The sequence below is a fragment of the Plantibacter sp. Mn2098 genome (assembly GCF_049319745.1).
Taxonomy (GTDB): Bacteria; Actinomycetota; Actinomycetes; order Actinomycetales; family Microbacteriaceae; genus Plantibacter.
The window spans coordinates 44,082-60,374 of record NZ_JBMOUH010000013.1; the positions used below are offsets into that span (position 1 = coordinate 44,082).

The 16,293-nt window shown below is 64.8% G+C and carries 17 protein-coding genes; 12 read left to right on the forward strand and 5 right to left on the reverse strand.

Translation table 11 applies throughout. The annotated features are described in order from the left end of the window. Window positions 1-19: 19 nt before the first annotated feature. Together nrdH and ACL9RL_RS18350 are read right to left on the reverse strand one after the other, a co-directional pair. Window positions 20-259: a glutaredoxin-like protein NrdH gene (gene nrdH / locus ACL9RL_RS18345; protein ID WP_422781731.1), complete on the reverse strand. Its 240-nt coding sequence runs from the start codon at window positions 257-259 to the stop codon at window positions 20-22. A 294-nt stretch (window positions 260-553) separates the two neighbouring features. After that, window positions 554-880, reverse strand: coding sequence for an ArsR/SmtB family transcription factor (locus tag ACL9RL_RS18350; protein WP_422781732.1), 327 nt, complete (start codon window positions 878-880; stop codon window positions 554-556). Between the two features lie 80 nt (window positions 881-960). Between ACL9RL_RS18350 and ACL9RL_RS18355 the strand changes: the two genes are divergently transcribed. Genes ACL9RL_RS18355 through ACL9RL_RS18400 form a run of 10 tightly spaced genes read left to right on the forward strand, consistent with a single transcriptional unit; the run spans window position 961 to window position 11,939 of the window. Beyond that, window positions 961-2,412 carry a chromosome partitioning protein ParA gene (locus ACL9RL_RS18355; RefSeq protein WP_422781733.1) on the forward strand — a complete coding sequence of 484 codons (1,452 nt, stop codon included), beginning with the start codon at window positions 961-963 and terminating at the stop codon, window positions 2,410-2,412. A 41-nt stretch (window positions 2,413-2,453) separates the two neighbouring features. Next, complete coding sequence (locus tag ACL9RL_RS18360; RefSeq protein WP_422781734.1) at window positions 2,454-3,026, forward strand: DUF6668 family protein; 573 nt, start codon at window positions 2,454-2,456, stop codon at window positions 3,024-3,026. Then, entirely contained in the window at window positions 3,023-3,307 is a 285-nt protein-coding gene (locus ACL9RL_RS18365; protein ID WP_422781735.1) for a hypothetical protein, read from the forward strand. The genes ACL9RL_RS18360 and ACL9RL_RS18365 overlap by 4 nt, the downstream gene beginning before the upstream one ends. Further along, complete coding sequence (locus ACL9RL_RS18370) at window positions 3,304-4,038, forward strand: hypothetical protein (RefSeq protein WP_422781736.1); 735 nt, start codon at window positions 3,304-3,306, stop codon at window positions 4,036-4,038. Before ACL9RL_RS18365 ends, ACL9RL_RS18370 begins: the two co-directional genes overlap by 4 nt. A 3-nt stretch (window positions 4,039-4,041) precedes the next feature. Next, window positions 4,042-5,334: a hypothetical protein gene (locus ACL9RL_RS18375; protein WP_422781737.1), complete on the forward strand. Its 1,293-nt coding sequence runs from the start codon at window positions 4,042-4,044 to the stop codon at window positions 5,332-5,334. Between the two features lie 15 nt (window positions 5,335-5,349). After that, window positions 5,350-6,852, forward strand: a complete 1,503-nt coding sequence (locus ACL9RL_RS18380) for an SCO6880 family protein (protein ID WP_422781738.1) — start codon at window positions 5,350-5,352, stop codon at window positions 6,850-6,852. Continuing rightward, window positions 6,852-8,342: an ATP/GTP-binding protein gene (locus tag ACL9RL_RS18385; protein WP_422781739.1), complete on the forward strand. Its 1,491-nt coding sequence runs from the start codon at window positions 6,852-6,854 to the stop codon at window positions 8,340-8,342. The genes ACL9RL_RS18380 and ACL9RL_RS18385 overlap by 1 nt, the downstream gene beginning before the upstream one ends. Beyond that, on the forward strand, window positions 8,342-10,159 hold the full coding sequence (locus ACL9RL_RS18390; RefSeq protein ID WP_422781740.1) for a type IV secretory system conjugative DNA transfer family protein: 1,818 nt from the start codon (window positions 8,342-8,344) through the stop codon (window positions 10,157-10,159). Before ACL9RL_RS18385 ends, ACL9RL_RS18390 begins: the two co-directional genes overlap by 1 nt. Then, window positions 10,156-10,821, forward strand: coding sequence for a DUF4913 domain-containing protein (locus ACL9RL_RS18395; protein ID WP_422781741.1), 666 nt, complete (start codon window positions 10,156-10,158; stop codon window positions 10,819-10,821). The genes ACL9RL_RS18390 and ACL9RL_RS18395 overlap by 4 nt, the downstream gene beginning before the upstream one ends. Then, entirely contained in the window at window positions 10,821-11,939 is a 1,119-nt protein-coding gene (locus tag ACL9RL_RS18400) for a hypothetical protein (protein ID WP_422781742.1), read from the forward strand. Before ACL9RL_RS18395 ends, ACL9RL_RS18400 begins: the two co-directional genes overlap by 1 nt. A gap of 71 nt (window positions 11,940-12,010) precedes the next feature. On the opposite strand, the gene ACL9RL_RS18405 is transcribed toward ACL9RL_RS18400, so the two are convergent. Next, window positions 12,011-12,547 (reverse strand): hypothetical protein, encoded by a 537-nt coding sequence (locus ACL9RL_RS18405; RefSeq protein ID WP_422781743.1) that lies wholly within the window; start codon window positions 12,545-12,547, stop codon window positions 12,011-12,013. 60 nt (window positions 12,548-12,607) lie between these two features. Here ACL9RL_RS18405 and ACL9RL_RS18410 point away from each other — a divergent pair, with 60 nt between their 5' ends. Beyond that, entirely contained in the window at window positions 12,608-13,498 is an 891-nt protein-coding gene (locus ACL9RL_RS18410) for a hypothetical protein (protein WP_422781744.1), read from the forward strand. Here the strand turns inward: ACL9RL_RS18410 and ACL9RL_RS18415 are convergent. Then, window positions 13,495-15,171 carry a relaxase/mobilization nuclease domain-containing protein gene (locus ACL9RL_RS18415; RefSeq protein ID WP_422781800.1) on the reverse strand — a complete coding sequence of 559 codons (1,677 nt, stop codon included), beginning with the start codon at window positions 15,169-15,171 and terminating at the stop codon, window positions 13,495-13,497. The genes ACL9RL_RS18410 and ACL9RL_RS18415 overlap by 4 nt on opposite strands. A 5-nt stretch (window positions 15,172-15,176) precedes the next feature. After that, window positions 15,177-15,533 carry a plasmid mobilization relaxosome protein MobC gene (gene mobC / locus ACL9RL_RS18420; RefSeq protein ID WP_422781745.1) on the reverse strand — a complete coding sequence of 119 codons (357 nt, stop codon included), beginning with the start codon at window positions 15,531-15,533 and terminating at the stop codon, window positions 15,177-15,179. A gap of 458 nt (window positions 15,534-15,991) precedes the next feature. On the opposite strand from mobC, the gene ACL9RL_RS18425 reads away from it, so the two are divergent. Beyond that, window positions 15,992-16,285, forward strand: a complete 294-nt coding sequence (locus ACL9RL_RS18425; protein WP_422781746.1) for a hypothetical protein — start codon at window positions 15,992-15,994, stop codon at window positions 16,283-16,285. Window positions 16,286-16,293: the final 8 nt, after the last annotated feature.

Consider the following 16,293-nt stretch of genomic DNA (forward strand, 5'->3'; position numbering starts at 1 on the left):
TTTGTGGTCAGGTGTTTTATCAGGGCAAGATCTCGATCGCGGCAATGCGGTCGGGGCGGAACCCTCCCCAGTGATCCTGGTCATCGACCACAACGACCGGCGCAGTGCTGTAGCCCAGCTCTTCTGAGACGTAAACGAGCGCGTCCGCATTCTCTGGCGCTGCGACATTTACCACCTCGTACGCGATGCCGCGTCGGTCGAGAGCAAGATAGGTCATCCTGCACTGCTGACAGTTCGGCTTGCTGTAGATCGTGATCATGGCCCTTTGGTCCCCCTAGATTGCTGGAACGATACCTCTCACAAGAGAACAAGACGGCTCTCACCCTTTGAGGTCATCCATCTGATAAGCAGCGCGACGCCGAAGAGGAGCGGGTGTCAACTGTGGCCCGCAGGGTCATTCCGAAGGGACGCGGAGCGCGGTTGACTCCTGTGGATCGCAGGCCAAAGTGAAGCGCTCGGATGGACGACCGGTCGCGGCTTACGATCCGTAAGTGTCAGTTGTCGCCCATAAAATTGGGTGAACAGCTTGATATGGGTTAGCTTTCTTTTCGCGTCACCGGTGGTGCGCGTTGAGCACGCTCGCACTCAGGGTGTCGAGGGTGTCTCGGATGACTTCAACATTGGCGGACCAGTAGTGGATGCCGCCAGTGCCACGGGGGTGGGTCGCGTGTCGCTCGGTCAACAGGCCGGCATCGGTCAGCACTTTCAGGTGCAGGCCCACTCCGTTGCGCGTCATGTCGAGCGCTTCCATCAGCTCTTGCGCGGTGACCTCGCCGTTGGCGATCACGATTCGCAGCAGCGCCAGGCGCGCGGGTCGGACGCCCAGCACGAGGCGCGCTTCGCGTCCGGCTTCGTCCGATTCGGGTATCAAGAGGCCCACATTCCCAACTGTAAATTCAAAATGCACTGTACTATGCAAAACGAAGGCGGCTTTGGATTCGCCGCAAAAGGAGTTAGAGCATGATCGACAAGTCGTTGATTCGCGACTTCCCGCCGATGACCGCCACATTGCTGGCCGACCACACGGGCGTGTTCCGCGTGGGCACGGTTGAGCAACACGTATCGGAGGCTGATGAGGACTCCGCGATGCGTGAACTCGTGAAGCTGATGCAGGCCGAAGCGGTGAAGTCGCACCGGCCTATCCGGGTGATGGTCACGGACCCCACGAGCCTGACGCAGTTGCTCGTGGGCACGGATGGTGCTCTCGAAGAGGAGCAGCACCCGCAGTACCTGGACCTTTCGGTGCCGGCGGATGTTGAGCCGGTCCGTGTGCCTGAGCCGGCCGTGGTGGAGCCGGAGCGCATCGTCCCGCCCGCACCCGTGCAGCGGACGGCGCCCATCGAGGAGCCGACGCCGCTCCCGCAGCCCCTCAGCCGCATCGTGGAGGCTCAAGAATCGGCGAGTGCGCCAGCGGCCGAGCCTGCGGCTGCACCCGTCCAGCAGCTTGCAGAGGCTCCCGCGGTGGTGTCGCGTCGCGAGCTGCGCGAAGCACCGTCGTTCCTGGCACCGCCCACGGCGGGACCGGCCAAGAAGGGCGTAGCGGGCCTACTCAACACGATCGGGTTCAAGGTCGCAGCGTCGCCGGCAGAGATCGCGGAGCGCGAGGACATCAACGCGGTATCGCGGCACTTCCCGAAGCGTCGCACGATCGCGATTGTGAACCGCAAGGGTGGCGCGAACAAGACGCCCACCGTCGTGAACCTCTCGTCCGTGTTCGCCCGATACGGCGGCGGCGGGGTCGTGGCGTGGGACAACAACGAGACGATGGGCACGCTCGGGTGGCGGACAGAGCAGGGCGGACATGAGTCGTCCGTCTTGGATCTCCTGGACGCGGCAGAGGATCTGCTGTCCCCTGGTGCCGAGCGGGCGGATCTGTCCCGCTTCGTGCACCACCAGCCGGGCGACAAATACGAGGTACTGCGATCGGCTCAGGAGGACGAGCGATCGACGACGACCGACGTCGGCGAGCACGTTGTGACCGGTGACGAGGTGGACTTGGTGCACCGGGTCCTGGCGAAGTATTACCGCCTGATCGTGATGGACTCCGGCAACTCTGCCGGGGCTCAGAACTGGTTGCGGATGATCGAGCACACGGACCAGCTCGTGGTGCCGCTGACGACGATCGATGACAAGAAGGAAGGCGCACTCAAGACGCTCAAAGCGGTAGACCGCCTGAGCGAGCACGGTTCGGCGCTGGCCCGCAACGCGGTCGTGATCGTGTCCGAAGCTGAGGCGAAGGACACCGTCATTGCGAACCAGTACGCAGACGACTTCCGTCCGTACGTGCGCGATGTCGTGGTGGTGCCGTTTGATCCGGCGTTGAAGAAGGGCGTCATTCGGTTCGACTCCCTGCGCTCGAACACGCAGCGGGCATGGCTGGCTGCTGCGGCGGCTGTGGCTCGGGGGCTCTGAGCATCATGAGTCGTTGGATTCAAGCCGCACAGGATGCTCCGGTGGAGGATTCCAGCGCCGTGCGCGCGGCTGTGGTGGAGCCGTCCGGCCCGTCGCGGCCGCAGCGCGGCGTGGAGATCGTGCGCCGCGGTGGCGGACTCGGCCGGTTCGAGGATGCCAGCGCCGTGCGCCTGTGGGTGCTCGGCACTCACGGCAATGCCGGCGAACAGACCATCAGCGATCTCCTGCCGGCGTCCTCGCCGGCAGGGCACCAGTGGCCGGTGCGCGCCGCTGACGTTGATCCGGCGCACGTGCTGCTCGTGTGCCGCACGAGTCACAAGGGGCTCAAGTCTGCGCAGCGCGCCGCGGTCGAGTTCGCGGCCGGCACGCTGCCGTCCGTCCGCGTCGCGGGCCTCGTGCTCGTGGCCGATGCCCCCGGGAAGCTGCCACGAGACTTACGCGACCTCGCCAAGGTCGTGGCCGGCGGATTCCCCGAAGTGTGGGAGTTCCCGTGGATCGAGGAGTACCGGCGCGGCGTCAGCCGCCCGGCCCTTCCTCGTGAAGCGGCCGCGACCATCCAAACCATCACCGACCACCTGTCGCTGATCACTCACAAGAAAGAAGCACACGCATGAACCTCATCACCTTCGCCACGGTCACCGTTCCCAACCCGACCCCGACGCAGCCCCCGGGCGGCGGTGGACTCATGCTCATTCTCGGCTGGGCGTCGTGGATCATCTTCGGAATCGCCGTGCTGGCAATCTTGATCTCTGCCGGCAAGATGATGCTTGATAGCAGGGCCGGTCGTGGTGGCGGGGAAGCCGCTACCGGCCTGATGTGGGTACTCATCGGTTCGATCATCGCGGCCGTGGCCTCCGGCATCATCGGGGCGATCGTCGTGGCGGCGCAGTCGTGACCGCCGCCGGCCCCGAGCCGGAAAAGACTTGGTACGCGAAGCCGTGGTTTCTGATCTCCGGGGCGTTCCTCGCTCTGGTGATCATTCTGTGTCTCGTGGCCGTATTCGCGATCCCGAGCCCGGATAAGGTGACCGGTACGCCGGCCGCGACGTCCGGGGCGACGCCGAAGCCGACCGCGACGGTGGCTGAGCCCGCGAACCCAACCGAGAGCGTATGCGGGCTGCCTGCAGGCGGACAGGACACGCCAACGTCAGCACCGGTGACGGTGTGGAAGCAGCTCGGCACCGCAACGGTGCCGTTCGCGCCGGACACTTTCGGACCGGGCAAGGTCGTCGCGGATGACGTGCCAACTTGCTTCGCTCACAGCCCAACCGGAGCGCTCTACGCTGCCGGGAATGTTGCAGGTCTGCTGTCCGCGCAACGCGTAGGTGATGTGTTCGAGTATCTGACCGCACCGGGTGCGGAGCGGGACAAGTTGCTCGCAACGAACCCGACACCTGACTCGTCTGCCGTTTCGATTCAGTTGGGCGGGTACCAATTCATTTCGTACACGTCAGACATCGCCGTGATCGTGCTGGGCTTCTCTGCGTCGAACGGCGCGTACTTGTCCCAGACGATGACCTTGCAATGGGTGGACGGCGACTGGAAGGTACTCCCTCCGGCCGAAGGACAGAGCACCGCCACTCAGGTCAACAACCTGCAACAGTTCGTCGGTTGGTCGGGGGTATAGCTCATGGCTTGCGATTGGTGGAACCCGGTTTGCAACGTCTCTGAGTGGGTCGCTGGCGATGCTCTGAAGAACCTCGCCGAGGGCGTGCAGGAAGGCTTTGGCAAAGTCGTCGCCTGGCTCGGCACGTTCTGGGTGCAGGTGGACACCCCGCCGCTGCTCAGCTCTGCGCCCGGGGACGACTTCGCCAATCTGGTCAACTCGCCGTCGACGGAAGTCGGCTACCTCACGTCGCAGCTCTGGTTCTGGACGCTCTGCCTCGCCGTGCTGTCCGTTCTGTTCGGCGCGGGCCGGATGATCTGGGAGCAACACGGGGAGCCGGGGCGGCAACTGATCAAGAGCCTCATCATTTTCACCCTCGTCACAGGCGGGGGTGTCTTGGCAATCCAGATCCTCATTACGGCGTCTGATGGGCTCGCCCGGGCGCTGCTGGAAGGTAGCACGGACGGCACTGGATTCGGTGCGAACCTAAACGCGATGATCGCGCTCGCGCCGGGCATCGGTTCGCTGCTGATCATCGTTTTCGGTGTGATCGCACTGTTGCTGTCGACCGTGCAAATGGTGCTGATGGTGTTCCGTTCCGGCCTACTCGTCGTGCTGGCCGGGGTGTTTCCCACGGTCGCCGCGTTCACGAACACGGAAGCGGGGAAGCAGTGGTTCTCCCGCGTCGTCGGGTGGCTGATCGCGTTCATTCTGTACAAGCCGGTTGCCGCGTTGATCTACGCGGCCGCGTTCAAGTTGTCTGCGTCGAATGTGTTCGCACCGGACGGCAACGGCGGGGTGAAGCTCATCGCTGGGCTCAGCTTGCAGCTGGCCGCTATCGCGGCTCTGCCGGCGTTGATGCGGTTTGTGACGCCAATGGTTGGTGCTGCTGCAGGCGGTGCCGGCGGCGGCGCGATGATGGGCGCAATGGCCGGTTCCGTGGCCACGGGCGCGGTCAGCGGCGGCGCGAACATGAACTCCACCCGCTCTAGCGGCGGCGGAAGTAGCACGAGCTCGACGAGCTCCAAGAGCTCGAAGACCGAGACATCCGCGAGCGGTGCCAAGCACGCCGCATCGGGTGCCGGTGCTGGTGGCGCAGCGGCAGGCGGTGGCGCAGCGGCAGGCGGTGGCGCAGCGGCAGGCGGCGCGGCCGTGGCTGGTGGCGGTGCAGCTGCAGCGGGTGGCGGAGCTGCGGCCGGAGCCGCTGGCGGGCCAGCTGGCATGGCCGTCATGGCTGGGGCGCAAGCAGCAAAGAAGGTCGGAGACGCCGCTAAGGGCGCGACCGACGCAGCAACCGGCTCGTCTGAGCCGAAGTGATGAGGGGACCAGACGATGAGTGACGCACCATACGAAGAACCGACGTACGGCAACTGGCGCAAGCCGCGCTCGTCCGGCATTGGCAAGTTTTCCGCGTTCGAATCAGCCCTGCTGGTCATCGGGTTGTTGATCGTCGTCGTGCTGTTCCAGCTCTCCGGTCCCCTCGTCGGAGCGGTCGCGCTACTGGTTATGGCCGGCGTCTTCTTCACCATGACAATCACCGACAAACACGGAAAGAGCAGGATCTCCAAGATGAACGCAAAGCGGGCATTCCGCAGTGGTGCACGCAAGCGCCTGAACATCTTCCGCTCGGGACCGGCGGGACTGACTCCCTCGGGCTCGTACCAGCTCCCGGGCCTGTTGGCGCGTTCCGAGCTGTACGAGTTCGAGGACTCGTTCGAACGTAAATTCGCCATGCTCCACATGCCGACGAAGGACCACGCGAGCATCGTGATCAGCGTGGAGCCGACCGGCCTCGCGCTCGATGACCGCGAGAACATCGATGGGTACGTGGCGAACTGGGGCGGCTGGCTCTCCGGCCTGTCCAAGGCCAGTGACGTCGTTGCCGCGTCGGTGACCGTGGAGACGGCACCGGACTACGGGGTGCGTCTCGCGAACGAGATCGACTTGAACATGCACCCCGACGCCTCCGCTGCAGCGCGGGAAATGATGGAGGAGACGAAGGCGACGTTCCCCCAGCGGACCGCGAGCACGCGGGCGTGGGTGTCGATCACCTTCCGCACCTGGCGTCCGGGCGCATCGCGCGTACGTGACCCACAGGACATCGGCACGGACCTTGCCGCTCGAATGGCCAAGTTCACTGAACACTTGGAAGTGTGCGGAGCGGGCGACGCTCGCCCGGTCGGTGCACAGGAGCTGTGCGAGATCGTGCGCACCGCGTACGACCCTCGGATGGGCAAGCACATCGAGGCCGCGCACATTCAGGGCGTGACGCCGCAGCTGTCGTGGGACGACATCGGCCCGACTGCGGCCAATGCCGGATGGGAGTGGTACCGCCACGACTCGGGGCTGTCGAAGTCCTGGACGATGAGTGCCGCTCCCCGCGGCACGGTCTACTCCAACGTCCTGGAAAACCTGCTCGCGCCGTCGACGGAGGTCGACCGCAAGCGGGTGACGATGGTCTACCGTCCGGTGTCCAGCGCACGTGCCATGGACGTGGCAGAGCAGGACGTGAACAAGGCATCGAGCCGTGCGACGTCCACCAAGAAGGTCTCGTTCCAAGCCGCCGCAGAGTTCGCGTCAGCGGTACAGTCCGCCAAGGAAGTCGCGAAGGACGCCGCGCTCGTGAACTTCGGCATGATCGTCACCGCGACGATTCTCGATGAGGACAACGCACTCGCGGCTTCCTACGAAATCGAAGATCTAGCCGGCGGTGCACAGATCCTCCTGCGGCCGGCGTACGGCGCGCAGGATTCCACGTTCACCGCTGGTCTGCCGTTGGGCATCGTCCTGCCGGACTACGTGGCGATCCCCCAGGCGATCCGAGAGGCACTGTGATGAAACTCTTCGGCAAGAAGTCATCCGACGACACCGGACGCACGTACATTGCGCCGACCTCGCGCGGGTACAAGCGCGCTGGTGGCGGCTACGCGGCCAACGTCGAGTCCGCACAGGAGTGGCGCGGAACGTCCCGCCAAGTGTGCGGTTTGTGGCCGTTCGCGGCGGGCTCCGGCTCACCGCTTGCCGGGGTACCGATCGGTACGAACATGCTGACTGGCAACGTCGTCGGCATCGATCCGATCACCGCGTTTAAGCGGGGCATCATCCCCAACCCGTCGTGCTACTTCATGTCGCTGCCCGCGTTGGGGAAGTCCTCGCTCGTGGGAAAGATGATGCTTGGTATGAACGCCCACGGCGTGCTGTCGATGACACTCGGGGACGTCAAGGGCGAGCACGTGGCCCGGACCAGGGCCATGGGCGGGCAGGTAATTCCGCTCGGCAACGGCCGCGGCTACCTCAACGTGCTCGATCCGGGCGCGTCCGCGAAGGCTGCCGCACGGCTCACCGGCACTCTGCGCGAAGAAGTGCTCGAAGAAGCACACTCGCACCGACAGGCGATCCTTGAAAGCCTCATCACGGTTTCCCGTGGCACGCCGCCCACAGAGGGTGAAGTGACCGTGCTCGACCAGGCGCTCCGCATCCTGTTCGGCCGGTTCGAGGGGGTGCCGCTGATCAAGGATCTCGTGGATGTGATCGCTTCCCGTCCGCAGGAGTTGAGCGCGATCGTGCTCGACCGCGGCGAGGAGCACCGCTACTTGGACGCGACGGACGAGCTGCGCCGATCCCTCGGCGGGCTCGTCTCCGGTGGCCGGCTCGGGACGATGTTCTCCCGTCACACGACGGAAGAACTCGACTTCACCCGGCCCAGCGTGTTCGACCTCTCCGGCATCGGGGACACCTTGCCTGCCCAGCAGGCCGCGGGGCTCCTGGCATCGTGGTCGGCTGGGTTCGCTGGCGTGAAGATCGCTCAGATCCTCGCGGATGCCGGACTTGAACCGCGTCGCAACTACGTGGTGGTGCTCGATGAGTTCTGGCGGGCGCTGCGCGTCGGGCGTGGCATCGTCGACCGGGCCGACTCCCTGACTCGGTTGAACCGGCACGAGGGTGTCGGACAGCTCATGGTGTCGCACACGTTGCGCGACTTCGACACCGTTGAGAACGAGGCGGACCGGAAGAAAGCACAGTCCTTCGCAGAGCGCAGCGGCATGATCATCATGGGTGGGCTGCCGAAGTCCGAAATGGACTCGGTCAGCCGCATCAAGGAGATGACTCACGCTGAACGGGCGCGCATTGTGTCCTGGGCGGATGCGAAGAAGATCACCTCGAACAGCACGGGTGAGTCTGTCCCGTACGGCCGTGGCAAGTTCCTGGTGAAGCTCGGCAACGCCCCGGGCATTCCGATCATCAGTCGCATGACCGAGATTGAAAAGCGACTCGGCAACACCAACCTCCGGTGGGACATGGCAGAGCAGAGAGTCGCGAGCTGATGGGCCAGCAACGGCAAGCGACCACGAGCCCGGTCGCTCCCCTGCTCCTGCTGGGGCTGGTCGTGCTCGCTCTGGCCGTCCCGATCGTCGGCATCTACGGCGGATCGTGGATCAGCCAGGACGGCCAAGAGCTGCCGGCCAACCCGATCTCTGCCCCGTTCCTCCTCATCGGCAACCGGGTCGCCTGGTCGGTGGCGTCCACGATCGTGGCCGGCGGGCTCGTCCTGGTGCTCCTCGTCGTCGCCGTGCTGGTGGTCGTGCTGCGCGCCCGCCGGCACGGCTCCAAATCACGCGTGGACCACAAGGCCACGCTGATGGGTCGTGGTGCCGACATCCAGCAGCTCAGCGAGCAAGCCGCCGGTAAGGCGGCTGCTCGTTTCGGCGTGACTGGGGCAGTCGGGGTGTTCATCGGTGTGAGTGTTGCCGGTGGGCGCCGGTTGTGGGCGGACTTCGAATCGGTCGTGCTGCAGATCTGGGGGCCACGACAGGGCAAGTCGTCCACGCAGGTCATCCCGGCTGTCGTGGACGCACCTGGTGCCGTCCTCACGACGTCGAACAAGCCCGACGTGATCGACGCGACGCGCGAGATTCGGGCGAAGGTCGGCACGGTGTGGTCGTTCGATCCTCAGCAGATCGCCGGCGACGCACCGATCTGGTGGTGGAATCCGCTCAGCTATGTCACCGACGACTCGAAAGCGAAGACGATCGCGCAGCTGTTCGCAGCTGCCGGCCGTGACCCGGGCGCGAAGCGTGACCCGTATTTCGACCCGGCCGGTGAGGATCTGATCGCGGATCTGATCCTCGCAGCCGCGATCGCTGGCAAAGAGATCGTGGACGTGTACGCGTGGCTGCAGCACGGTTCGCCAGATGAACCGCTCGAGATCCTGCGCGGACACCGCGGCGGGATCTTCGCGCTGAACGCCGGGTCGCTGGAAGAGAAGTTCAACATGTCCGGCGATCAGAAGTCGGGCGTGTTCGGCACGGCAACGAACATGATGCAGTCCTTGAAGCACTACGGCATTCGGCAGTGGGTGAACCCGATGCCGAACGAGCAGCGGCCACACTTCGACGTCCACGCGTTCGTGCGCAGCTCGGACACCCTCTACGTGCTCTCCAAAGAAGGTGAAGGGTCCGCGGCCGCGCTCACGACGGCGCTCACGGTCGCCGTCGCCGCGGCTGCGGAGGAATACGCGATGCAGTGCAAGGGCCGGCGTCTGCCGGTCCCGTTGCTGATGCCGCTCGATGAGGTCGCGAACGTGTGCCCGTGGCCGGATCTGCCAAAGAAGTATTCGCACTACGGCTCCAAGGGCATCATCCCGATTGCGTTCCTGCAGTCCTGGTCACAGGGCGTCGGGCTGTGGGGGCAGGAGGGCATGGACATGATCTGGTCCGCCGCGACGGTCAAAGTCGTCGGCTCCGGCATCAGCGAGGAAGGCTTCCTCCGGAAGGTCGCGAACCTCATCGGAGAGTACGTCTTCGACACCGTTTCGGAATCCCGCGGCAAGGCCGGCACCAGCCGATCGTTCAACAAGGGCGGCGGGAAAGAGAACATCATGACGATCTCGGATCTGCAGGAACTCCCCATCGGCCGCGTCGTCGTGTTCCGTGCCGGCGCACGCACGACGCTGGCGCGCACGGTGCCCTGGCAGGAAGGGCCACACAAGGCCGAGATCCTCGCCTCACTGGCGATCCACGAGCCAGACGGCAGCGCGCCCCGGGTGGCATCAACGGCGCTCACAACGCCGCTGAGGGCTCCTGAGCAGCCGCGCAGTCGATGGGCGGACATGGGCACGACCAACCGGAAGGATGACGCATGACTGAGGCAGAACTGAACGGCATCGATGCGGTGCTGGAACGCGCAGTAGCGGACGAACTCGACGGACTGGACCTGGGCCAGCTCGTCAGCGCAGCGACGCGCGCCGCGGTAAAGAAGCAGGTCGAGGCGATCGCCAAAGAGACGGTGGACGCCGCACTCACCCCGGAACGGCTCGGAGATCTCCGCGAGCGGACCGTCGCTGCCGCCGAACAGTCGCTCGTCGACGACGGCACGGCCGACACGGAAGACGAGGAGCCGGCCCCGGAGCTGGTGTTCGGCTCGACCGAGCAGTGGGTGACGGAATGGCTCGTGCCGTCCTACCGCCGCTACCTCTCCCCCAACGGTGCACAGACCACCTGGTGCGCGCACTGGTGGAAGCACCCGGAAGCCGTGATGCGCCTCGAAGCGCTCTGGCGGGCCTGGGAGCACCTGCGCTTGGACGGGCAGACCGGCATGTCCGTGTGGTGGAAAGACCACGCGGACTATCACCTCGCCGTGCTGCTGTCCGAGGGTGGCCCGTTCCGCGGGTGCAACATCGTCGACGGCCACAAAGCCCTGCTTGCTCCGTTCCCGCTGGCGGATGCACCCGAAGGGTTCTTCCCCGACGAACGCCCCTCACACGACGACAACGCGACAAACGACACGGACGGACAGGTGCGGTGATGAGTGATTCAGACGGCATGAACGAACTCTTGGACGACACGCTGCGTCAGGCGGTGATGATCGCAGCCCGGATCGGTGAGCAGGTCGCCCGGCACCGCCAAGAGCAGCTGCGCCAAGCCCGACTGATCAGTGATCAAGCCAGCCGACAGGCGCAAGCGCGTTTCGAAGCGGAACGGCTCAGCGCCCGCACGGCTCTGCATGACGTGTCGGAACGGGACTGGTGGAAGCTGGCCTCACCGGAGCAGATCGGGGCCGCGTACCAGACCGCTACGGCATGGAAGGACCATGATCCAGAGATCGCAGCTGTGCGCACCGTCCTGGACGAACGCCTCGCGAACCGAGGCATCGACACGTCCAGTCCGACCGAATCGCTCACGGAGCTGATTCGCGCTCGCGAGTGGGCAGCGCAGTACGAACCACAGATGAGCGACGCCTACACCCGCGACATGATCACGAGCCCTGCCAAGGCCGACCGGGAGCGGATGAACAACGCGCTCGTGGCCTCGTACCTGGCCCGGCCGGAATCGCAGAACACGTCCGAGGCCGACGACGAGCGCGCAGCAGCTCGTGGCGATCGCAAGGAAGCGGACTACCAGCGCGGCGCAGCGGGCGCGGATCTCAAGGAAGGCGATCAACTCGAACGTGCCGCGTCAGCCCGGTCGACGCCGGCACCGGTCACGGTTGAGGAGCTGGAACAGGCACAAGCCTGGTTGAAGACCACCAACCCGACCGACGAGCAGCGCACGGACACAGGACTCGTCCAGGACTGGAAGCAAGCGACGGGACAACTCGACACAGACGCGCCGGACGATCGTGCCGCGACCCGGGCTGATCGTGCGCACGATCGCGAACCGTCGATCGCGGCACAGCAGGAACGCAAAGCGCGGGTGCAGTTCGTCGACGCCGGCGTGTCCTACGACAGCGCCGGCCGTCGTCAGTCGTTCGCAGACCGGCTCGACGGGAAAGCCGACCAGAGCGACAAGCGCGCGCGGATGCTCGCGGACATCAGCCAGGGAACGCCAGCCGTCGCCGCGGTCGCCGGGCCTCGTCCGAACGCACCGAAGGCACAGAGGAACACCAACGTGCCGAACCGGCAGATCCGAAAGGGCAGCCGCTAAGGTTCCGTAAGCGCAGAGGTTCCCCACCACCCGTCGTGTGGTGGGGAACCTCTGCGCTTACGACGACGTGGCTATCGAGTGAGGTTCCAGAAGTAGACGACCAACACTGCACTAACGGCGAGGGATACTGCCCCGGTCCACTCGAACAGGATTCGGAACAGGCGATTCCTGTCTTGAGTCTTCTTCAAACGGTTGATCTCTTCGATCTTTTCCTCAACGAAGCCGACAAATTGCACCACCGCCAAGTCGTCATTTGCGTTGTTCGACGCGTTGTCGCTCTTCACCTCCGGATCATCGGGCGACTTGGGTACGGAATGCTGAATGTACGTTTGAGCTTTGGCGATGACGTCAGACTTTTGTTTGGGTGCAGTGTCGAGCGACCGCATAACAAGGGCGATTACCACCGCAACCGCGCCGATGGCAGCAAGGATCGCTGGGAACCCGACTGCTACTGATGGCGCTGTCTCTTTCGTAACAGGGCCGGCGAATTTCATTGCTGCAGCAGCCACAAGAGCTGGCGCGATGGCTAGGAGCCACCACCATTGATAGCTGTTCGTTTCCCCCGCCCTATCGAATTCTTTCAATACGTCGTCAATACTTTTCCCCATACCAGACGGTACCGAATGAGAGCGTCCGACAGTAGTTGGTCAAGGCACTAACTTGTTCCCATGACCTATCTGGACGAGATCATTGATGGAAGCACCGACAGCTCCGTCACAGTGACGAACCTTCTGCGGAAGGTGCAGATAGTCGCTACACGAGTCGGCGCACCCGAGATCGTGGCATGGGTGAAGGGAGAACTGGGCGGCTACACCGACCCGAGCGTGGACTTGCCGCCGTATCGCATCCTGAATACCAGCGTGACCGGTCTGTTCACTGGCTATGGGGGCAGCCAAGTCAAGCAGTCCCTCCCCCACCACAAGAAGTTCAAGAAGTGGTTCGTAGTGGAGCTACGGCAGCCCCTCAGAGAGATTGAGTCCTTCGCGGAGGGCGACTTCGACCCATCTCGTGATTGGCCGGACCCAGTAGTGCAGGCATATGAACAGACCGGCACGTACGGCATCGAAGACCACTCGCTCTTCAACGCAAGCAACGTCCTCACGAGGCAGAGTCTCGGCGGCATCATCGACATGATCCGTACGAAGGCGATGGAGTTTGCGTTAGAGCTGCAGGCGCAGTCCCCGGACGCAGGGACACTCGGCGGGCCGACTGTCAGCTCAGATACCGGCATGGCTCAGACGGTCTTCAACATCACCAACAACATCACCGGCCACGGAACGAACATCGCCGCTGGGACAGACATCCAACAGCACAGCACGGTCCAGGCAGGAAACCTCGAATCGCTGCGAGAGTTCGCCGAGTCTCTGGGCCTCCCCACGCAAGATGCACAAGACTTTGCCGCCGCCGTGAAATCAGACCAGAGCATCGAAGGCACCCGTGTGAAGGCTTTCCTGGATCGCGTCCGAGCCGGGACAGTATCCATCACCAGCAAAGTCACAACGGGCGTCATCGTCGCCCAGTTGGTGGAAGCCGGAAAGCAATTCCTCGGCCTGAGCTAGCGCTGTCGGCCCTTCTTTTCCTCCGGAGCCCTTGGTCCTGTTGCGGTCGGGGGCTTCGTCGTCGGTGCAGGCTTCGTCTTATTCACCCCGACCGGAGCGCCGTTGGAGGCCGCACGGAGCCGTTGCAGCTCGCGCAGCTCCAACTGCTCGGCCGTCAACGGTTCGGCCGGCCCTGGGGCGCTGGTGGGCGCCGGTGCCGGTGCAGCGGCCGCGGTCAGTGAGGGTACGGTCGTGACCTCTCCCGCGGCCTGCGCCCACCGTCCAGTGGGTGCCGCCGGCACGGATGCGGTGAGGCGGTCGTGGACGGTCCGCAACGCGCCTTCGTTCACGCGCTGCAGTCGCTCGGACTGGTGCAGTAGGCCGGCCTCGTGCTGCATCTGGGAGACGGCCGTGACGGTCGTCATCATCTGTCGCATAAGCAGCGCTTGCCCTGCCGCGGTGGATGGTCCTACGGCTGCTTGCATGAACATCATGCCGGCCCCCTTGGGCGACGGCAGAGGGGCGTGCTTCGCCAGGGGAATGTGCTCGGACACTTGGGCCGATCGGCGCAGGGCCTGTGCCGCGTCTGCGAGTGGTCCGGGAATGGACTCAGTGCGCAGCGACCAGGCCGACAGGACACCGGACGTGTCTCGTGCGACCTGCGCCCATGCGGCCTTGTCAGTGACGGGGATGGTGCGCAGCTTGTCGTTTATGCGTGCGACGTCGGCCGTGATTGCCGCCCACTGATCCATGCCGGGCGTGATCGTCTCTCGACCGGGCGAGCTGATGCGCTTGTTCTTGGCCGCTGCGGTCCACTCGGCGGACGCCGCGAGGGCGTTCTCCGCGGTGTTGGGCCAGTCCGTGCGCAGCCTCGGCAGCGTGAGGTCGCGAGCGAGTCGTCCGCCGCCGAACCATACCGGGCGCTCGCCTCGGGTGGCCGGTCGCATGGCGACGCTGTACCCCTCGATGACGTCCGTACGGTCCTTCGCGAACCGCGGGCGAACCAGGACGCCAGTGCCGCGAAGCCGACGCACGAACTCAGCCTCGTCGACGGACGCTGATGCAGCCGCACGCACGCTACGCTGCAACGTCTCACGGGGCAGCTCCACGAGCCCGCGAGCCTGCGCGATCTGCTTCTCCGCACGGTGGTAGCCGGGCTCAGCGTTAAGCACTCCGAGCTGCCGATAGCCGTACTTCTCCTCCAGCTCGCGTGCGGCCTTCTGTGCCCGCGGGCGGTCGTTGTAGTCGGACCATTTTGTGCCGTCCTCGCGGACGATCGACGCCACGATGTGAACGTGGTCGTTGCCCTTCTCCGAGAGCCCATGACGGACCGCAACCCACCGCATCGGTGCCTTGCCGGACGACTCGGTGAACCCCATCTTCTCCGCGAACTCGTTCGCGATCTCCGCCCACCGTTCGTCCGACTGGATACCCTCTTCTGCGCTGAGGCTCAGCGAGCAGTGGAACACGTGGCCCTTGGGCACGGTCACGTCGAATACGTCGTGTGGGACGTCCATCTCGCGAGCGACTTTCAGCGCGTTGGCCTGGCTCAGCTCGACGCCGGCAGGGTGGGCGAACACGAGCGGTGACGACGCAACAATGTGGATGTCCTTGTGCTCGTTCGACTTGCCGGGACCAACGAGGTAGTTCATCAGACCGGCCATGCGGTCGCCGCGGGAGAGCTTCGGAATCATCCGCGTCACACCCGCCGAACGATCTCATCGATGCGTGCTGAAAGGTCATCGACAGCGCGCACGGTCGCCGTCGTGTTCGCGGGCAGATCCCCTGTCGTGTTCGCGTGCTTAGCGATCTGGTTCACGTTGTTCGATACCGCGCGAAGCAGTGCCCGAACGCCCAGCAGCTCGGCCGCGAGGTTGCGGCGATCGGCCGGCGTCTCCCCCGCTGGCGACAACGCCGCTTCAATCAACAGTCTCGGAACTGTGACGTGCAACGCCTGCGCCCGGGCCTGCAACATGCCTTCCTCTTCCGGGGTCACCATCACCCGGTGCGAGTGCTTGCGGCCACCGGCCACGTTGTCACGGCGACGCTTGCCCAACCGCTCAACCTGCGAACCATCCGACACAGCTTCACCGCCCTTCCGTTCAGCCAGCGCAGCGACTCCGAACCCCTCGGAGACACACGACTAGTCTCCCAAATCTGCGACAAGAAGTCGAGGATTTCAAGCACTTACGGCACGTAAGTGAATAACTTGCTCTGCAAGATACGCACTCTAGTGTTTTGGGTCCGGTTTTGGTTTTGCCACCTTGCAAGGCGGCTTAGGACAGTGGCGGTCTGCCGTGCGTGGTGGCGTTCCACGGCCTCGGAACGTTCCAGCACGGTTGACCCGCGTCCCTCGTCCTCGATGCGGTTCGGAACGTGCGTGGATCTCTGCTGATTCGGCGACTGGGTCAGGCCGAAGGGGTGCCCAGCGCGAGGCGTTTCGCATTGCCCCAGCAAGTCACTTTGTGTGCCGCGAGGGCTCCGAAACAGACCCAATCCGGATAGCATTGCAGAATGGATATCGAACAGATTGCCCGGGCCGCAGCGGCCGAACTCGATCAGGCGCGCGATGCGAAAGTGAAGAGCATTACTGACCTCGCGTCGTCAGCGCAGCGGGTCGCTGATGCGCGCGCTGCGGTGGTTGATGCGGAGCGCGAACACGCCAAGGCGTACCAGGTTGCAGAGCGCGCGGGGTGGGACGAGAAAACCGTCCGTAAGCTCGGCATCGATGTGCCGCAGCGTCGCGCGGGTGGCCGTCCACGCGCTGCACGCAAGGACGCTACGGCCGACAGCTCAACCGACGCCTAGTCGCACAG

What these genes read in the sequence shown, in the direction of transcription:
- ACL9RL_RS18415 (WP_422781800.1), bottom strand. Translation starts at nt 15,171, where the DNA reads ATGATTCCGAAGCTCTCCCGCGGCGACCGCATGGCCGGTCTGATGAAC.
- ACL9RL_RS18365 (WP_422781735.1), top strand. Translation starts at nt 3,023, where the DNA reads ATGAACCTCATCACCTTCGCCACGGTCACCGTTCCCAACCCGACCCCG.
- ACL9RL_RS18400 (WP_422781742.1), top strand. Translation starts at nt 10,821, where the DNA reads ATGAGTGATTCAGACGGCATGAACGAACTCTTGGACGACACGCTGCGT.
- nrdH (WP_422781731.1), bottom strand. Translation starts at nt 259, where the DNA reads ATGATCACGATCTACAGCAAGCCGAACTGTCAGCAGTGCAGGATGACC.
- ACL9RL_RS18385 (WP_422781739.1), top strand. Translation starts at nt 6,852, where the DNA reads ATGAAACTCTTCGGCAAGAAGTCATCCGACGACACCGGACGCACGTAC.
- ACL9RL_RS18380 (WP_422781738.1), top strand. Translation starts at nt 5,350, where the DNA reads ATGAGTGACGCACCATACGAAGAACCGACGTACGGCAACTGGCGCAAG.
- ACL9RL_RS18375 (WP_422781737.1), top strand. Translation starts at nt 4,042, where the DNA reads ATGGCTTGCGATTGGTGGAACCCGGTTTGCAACGTCTCTGAGTGGGTC.
- ACL9RL_RS18390 (WP_422781740.1), top strand. Translation starts at nt 8,342, where the DNA reads ATGGGCCAGCAACGGCAAGCGACCACGAGCCCGGTCGCTCCCCTGCTC.
- ACL9RL_RS18405 (WP_422781743.1), bottom strand. Translation starts at nt 12,547, where the DNA reads ATGGGGAAAAGTATTGACGACGTATTGAAAGAATTCGATAGGGCGGGG.
- ACL9RL_RS18355 (WP_422781733.1), top strand. Translation starts at nt 961, where the DNA reads ATGATCGACAAGTCGTTGATTCGCGACTTCCCGCCGATGACCGCCACA.
- ACL9RL_RS18395 (WP_422781741.1), top strand. Translation starts at nt 10,156, where the DNA reads ATGACTGAGGCAGAACTGAACGGCATCGATGCGGTGCTGGAACGCGCA.
- ACL9RL_RS18410 (WP_422781744.1), top strand. Translation starts at nt 12,608, where the DNA reads ATGACCTATCTGGACGAGATCATTGATGGAAGCACCGACAGCTCCGTC.
- ACL9RL_RS18425 (WP_422781746.1), top strand. Translation starts at nt 15,992, where the DNA reads ATGGATATCGAACAGATTGCCCGGGCCGCAGCGGCCGAACTCGATCAG.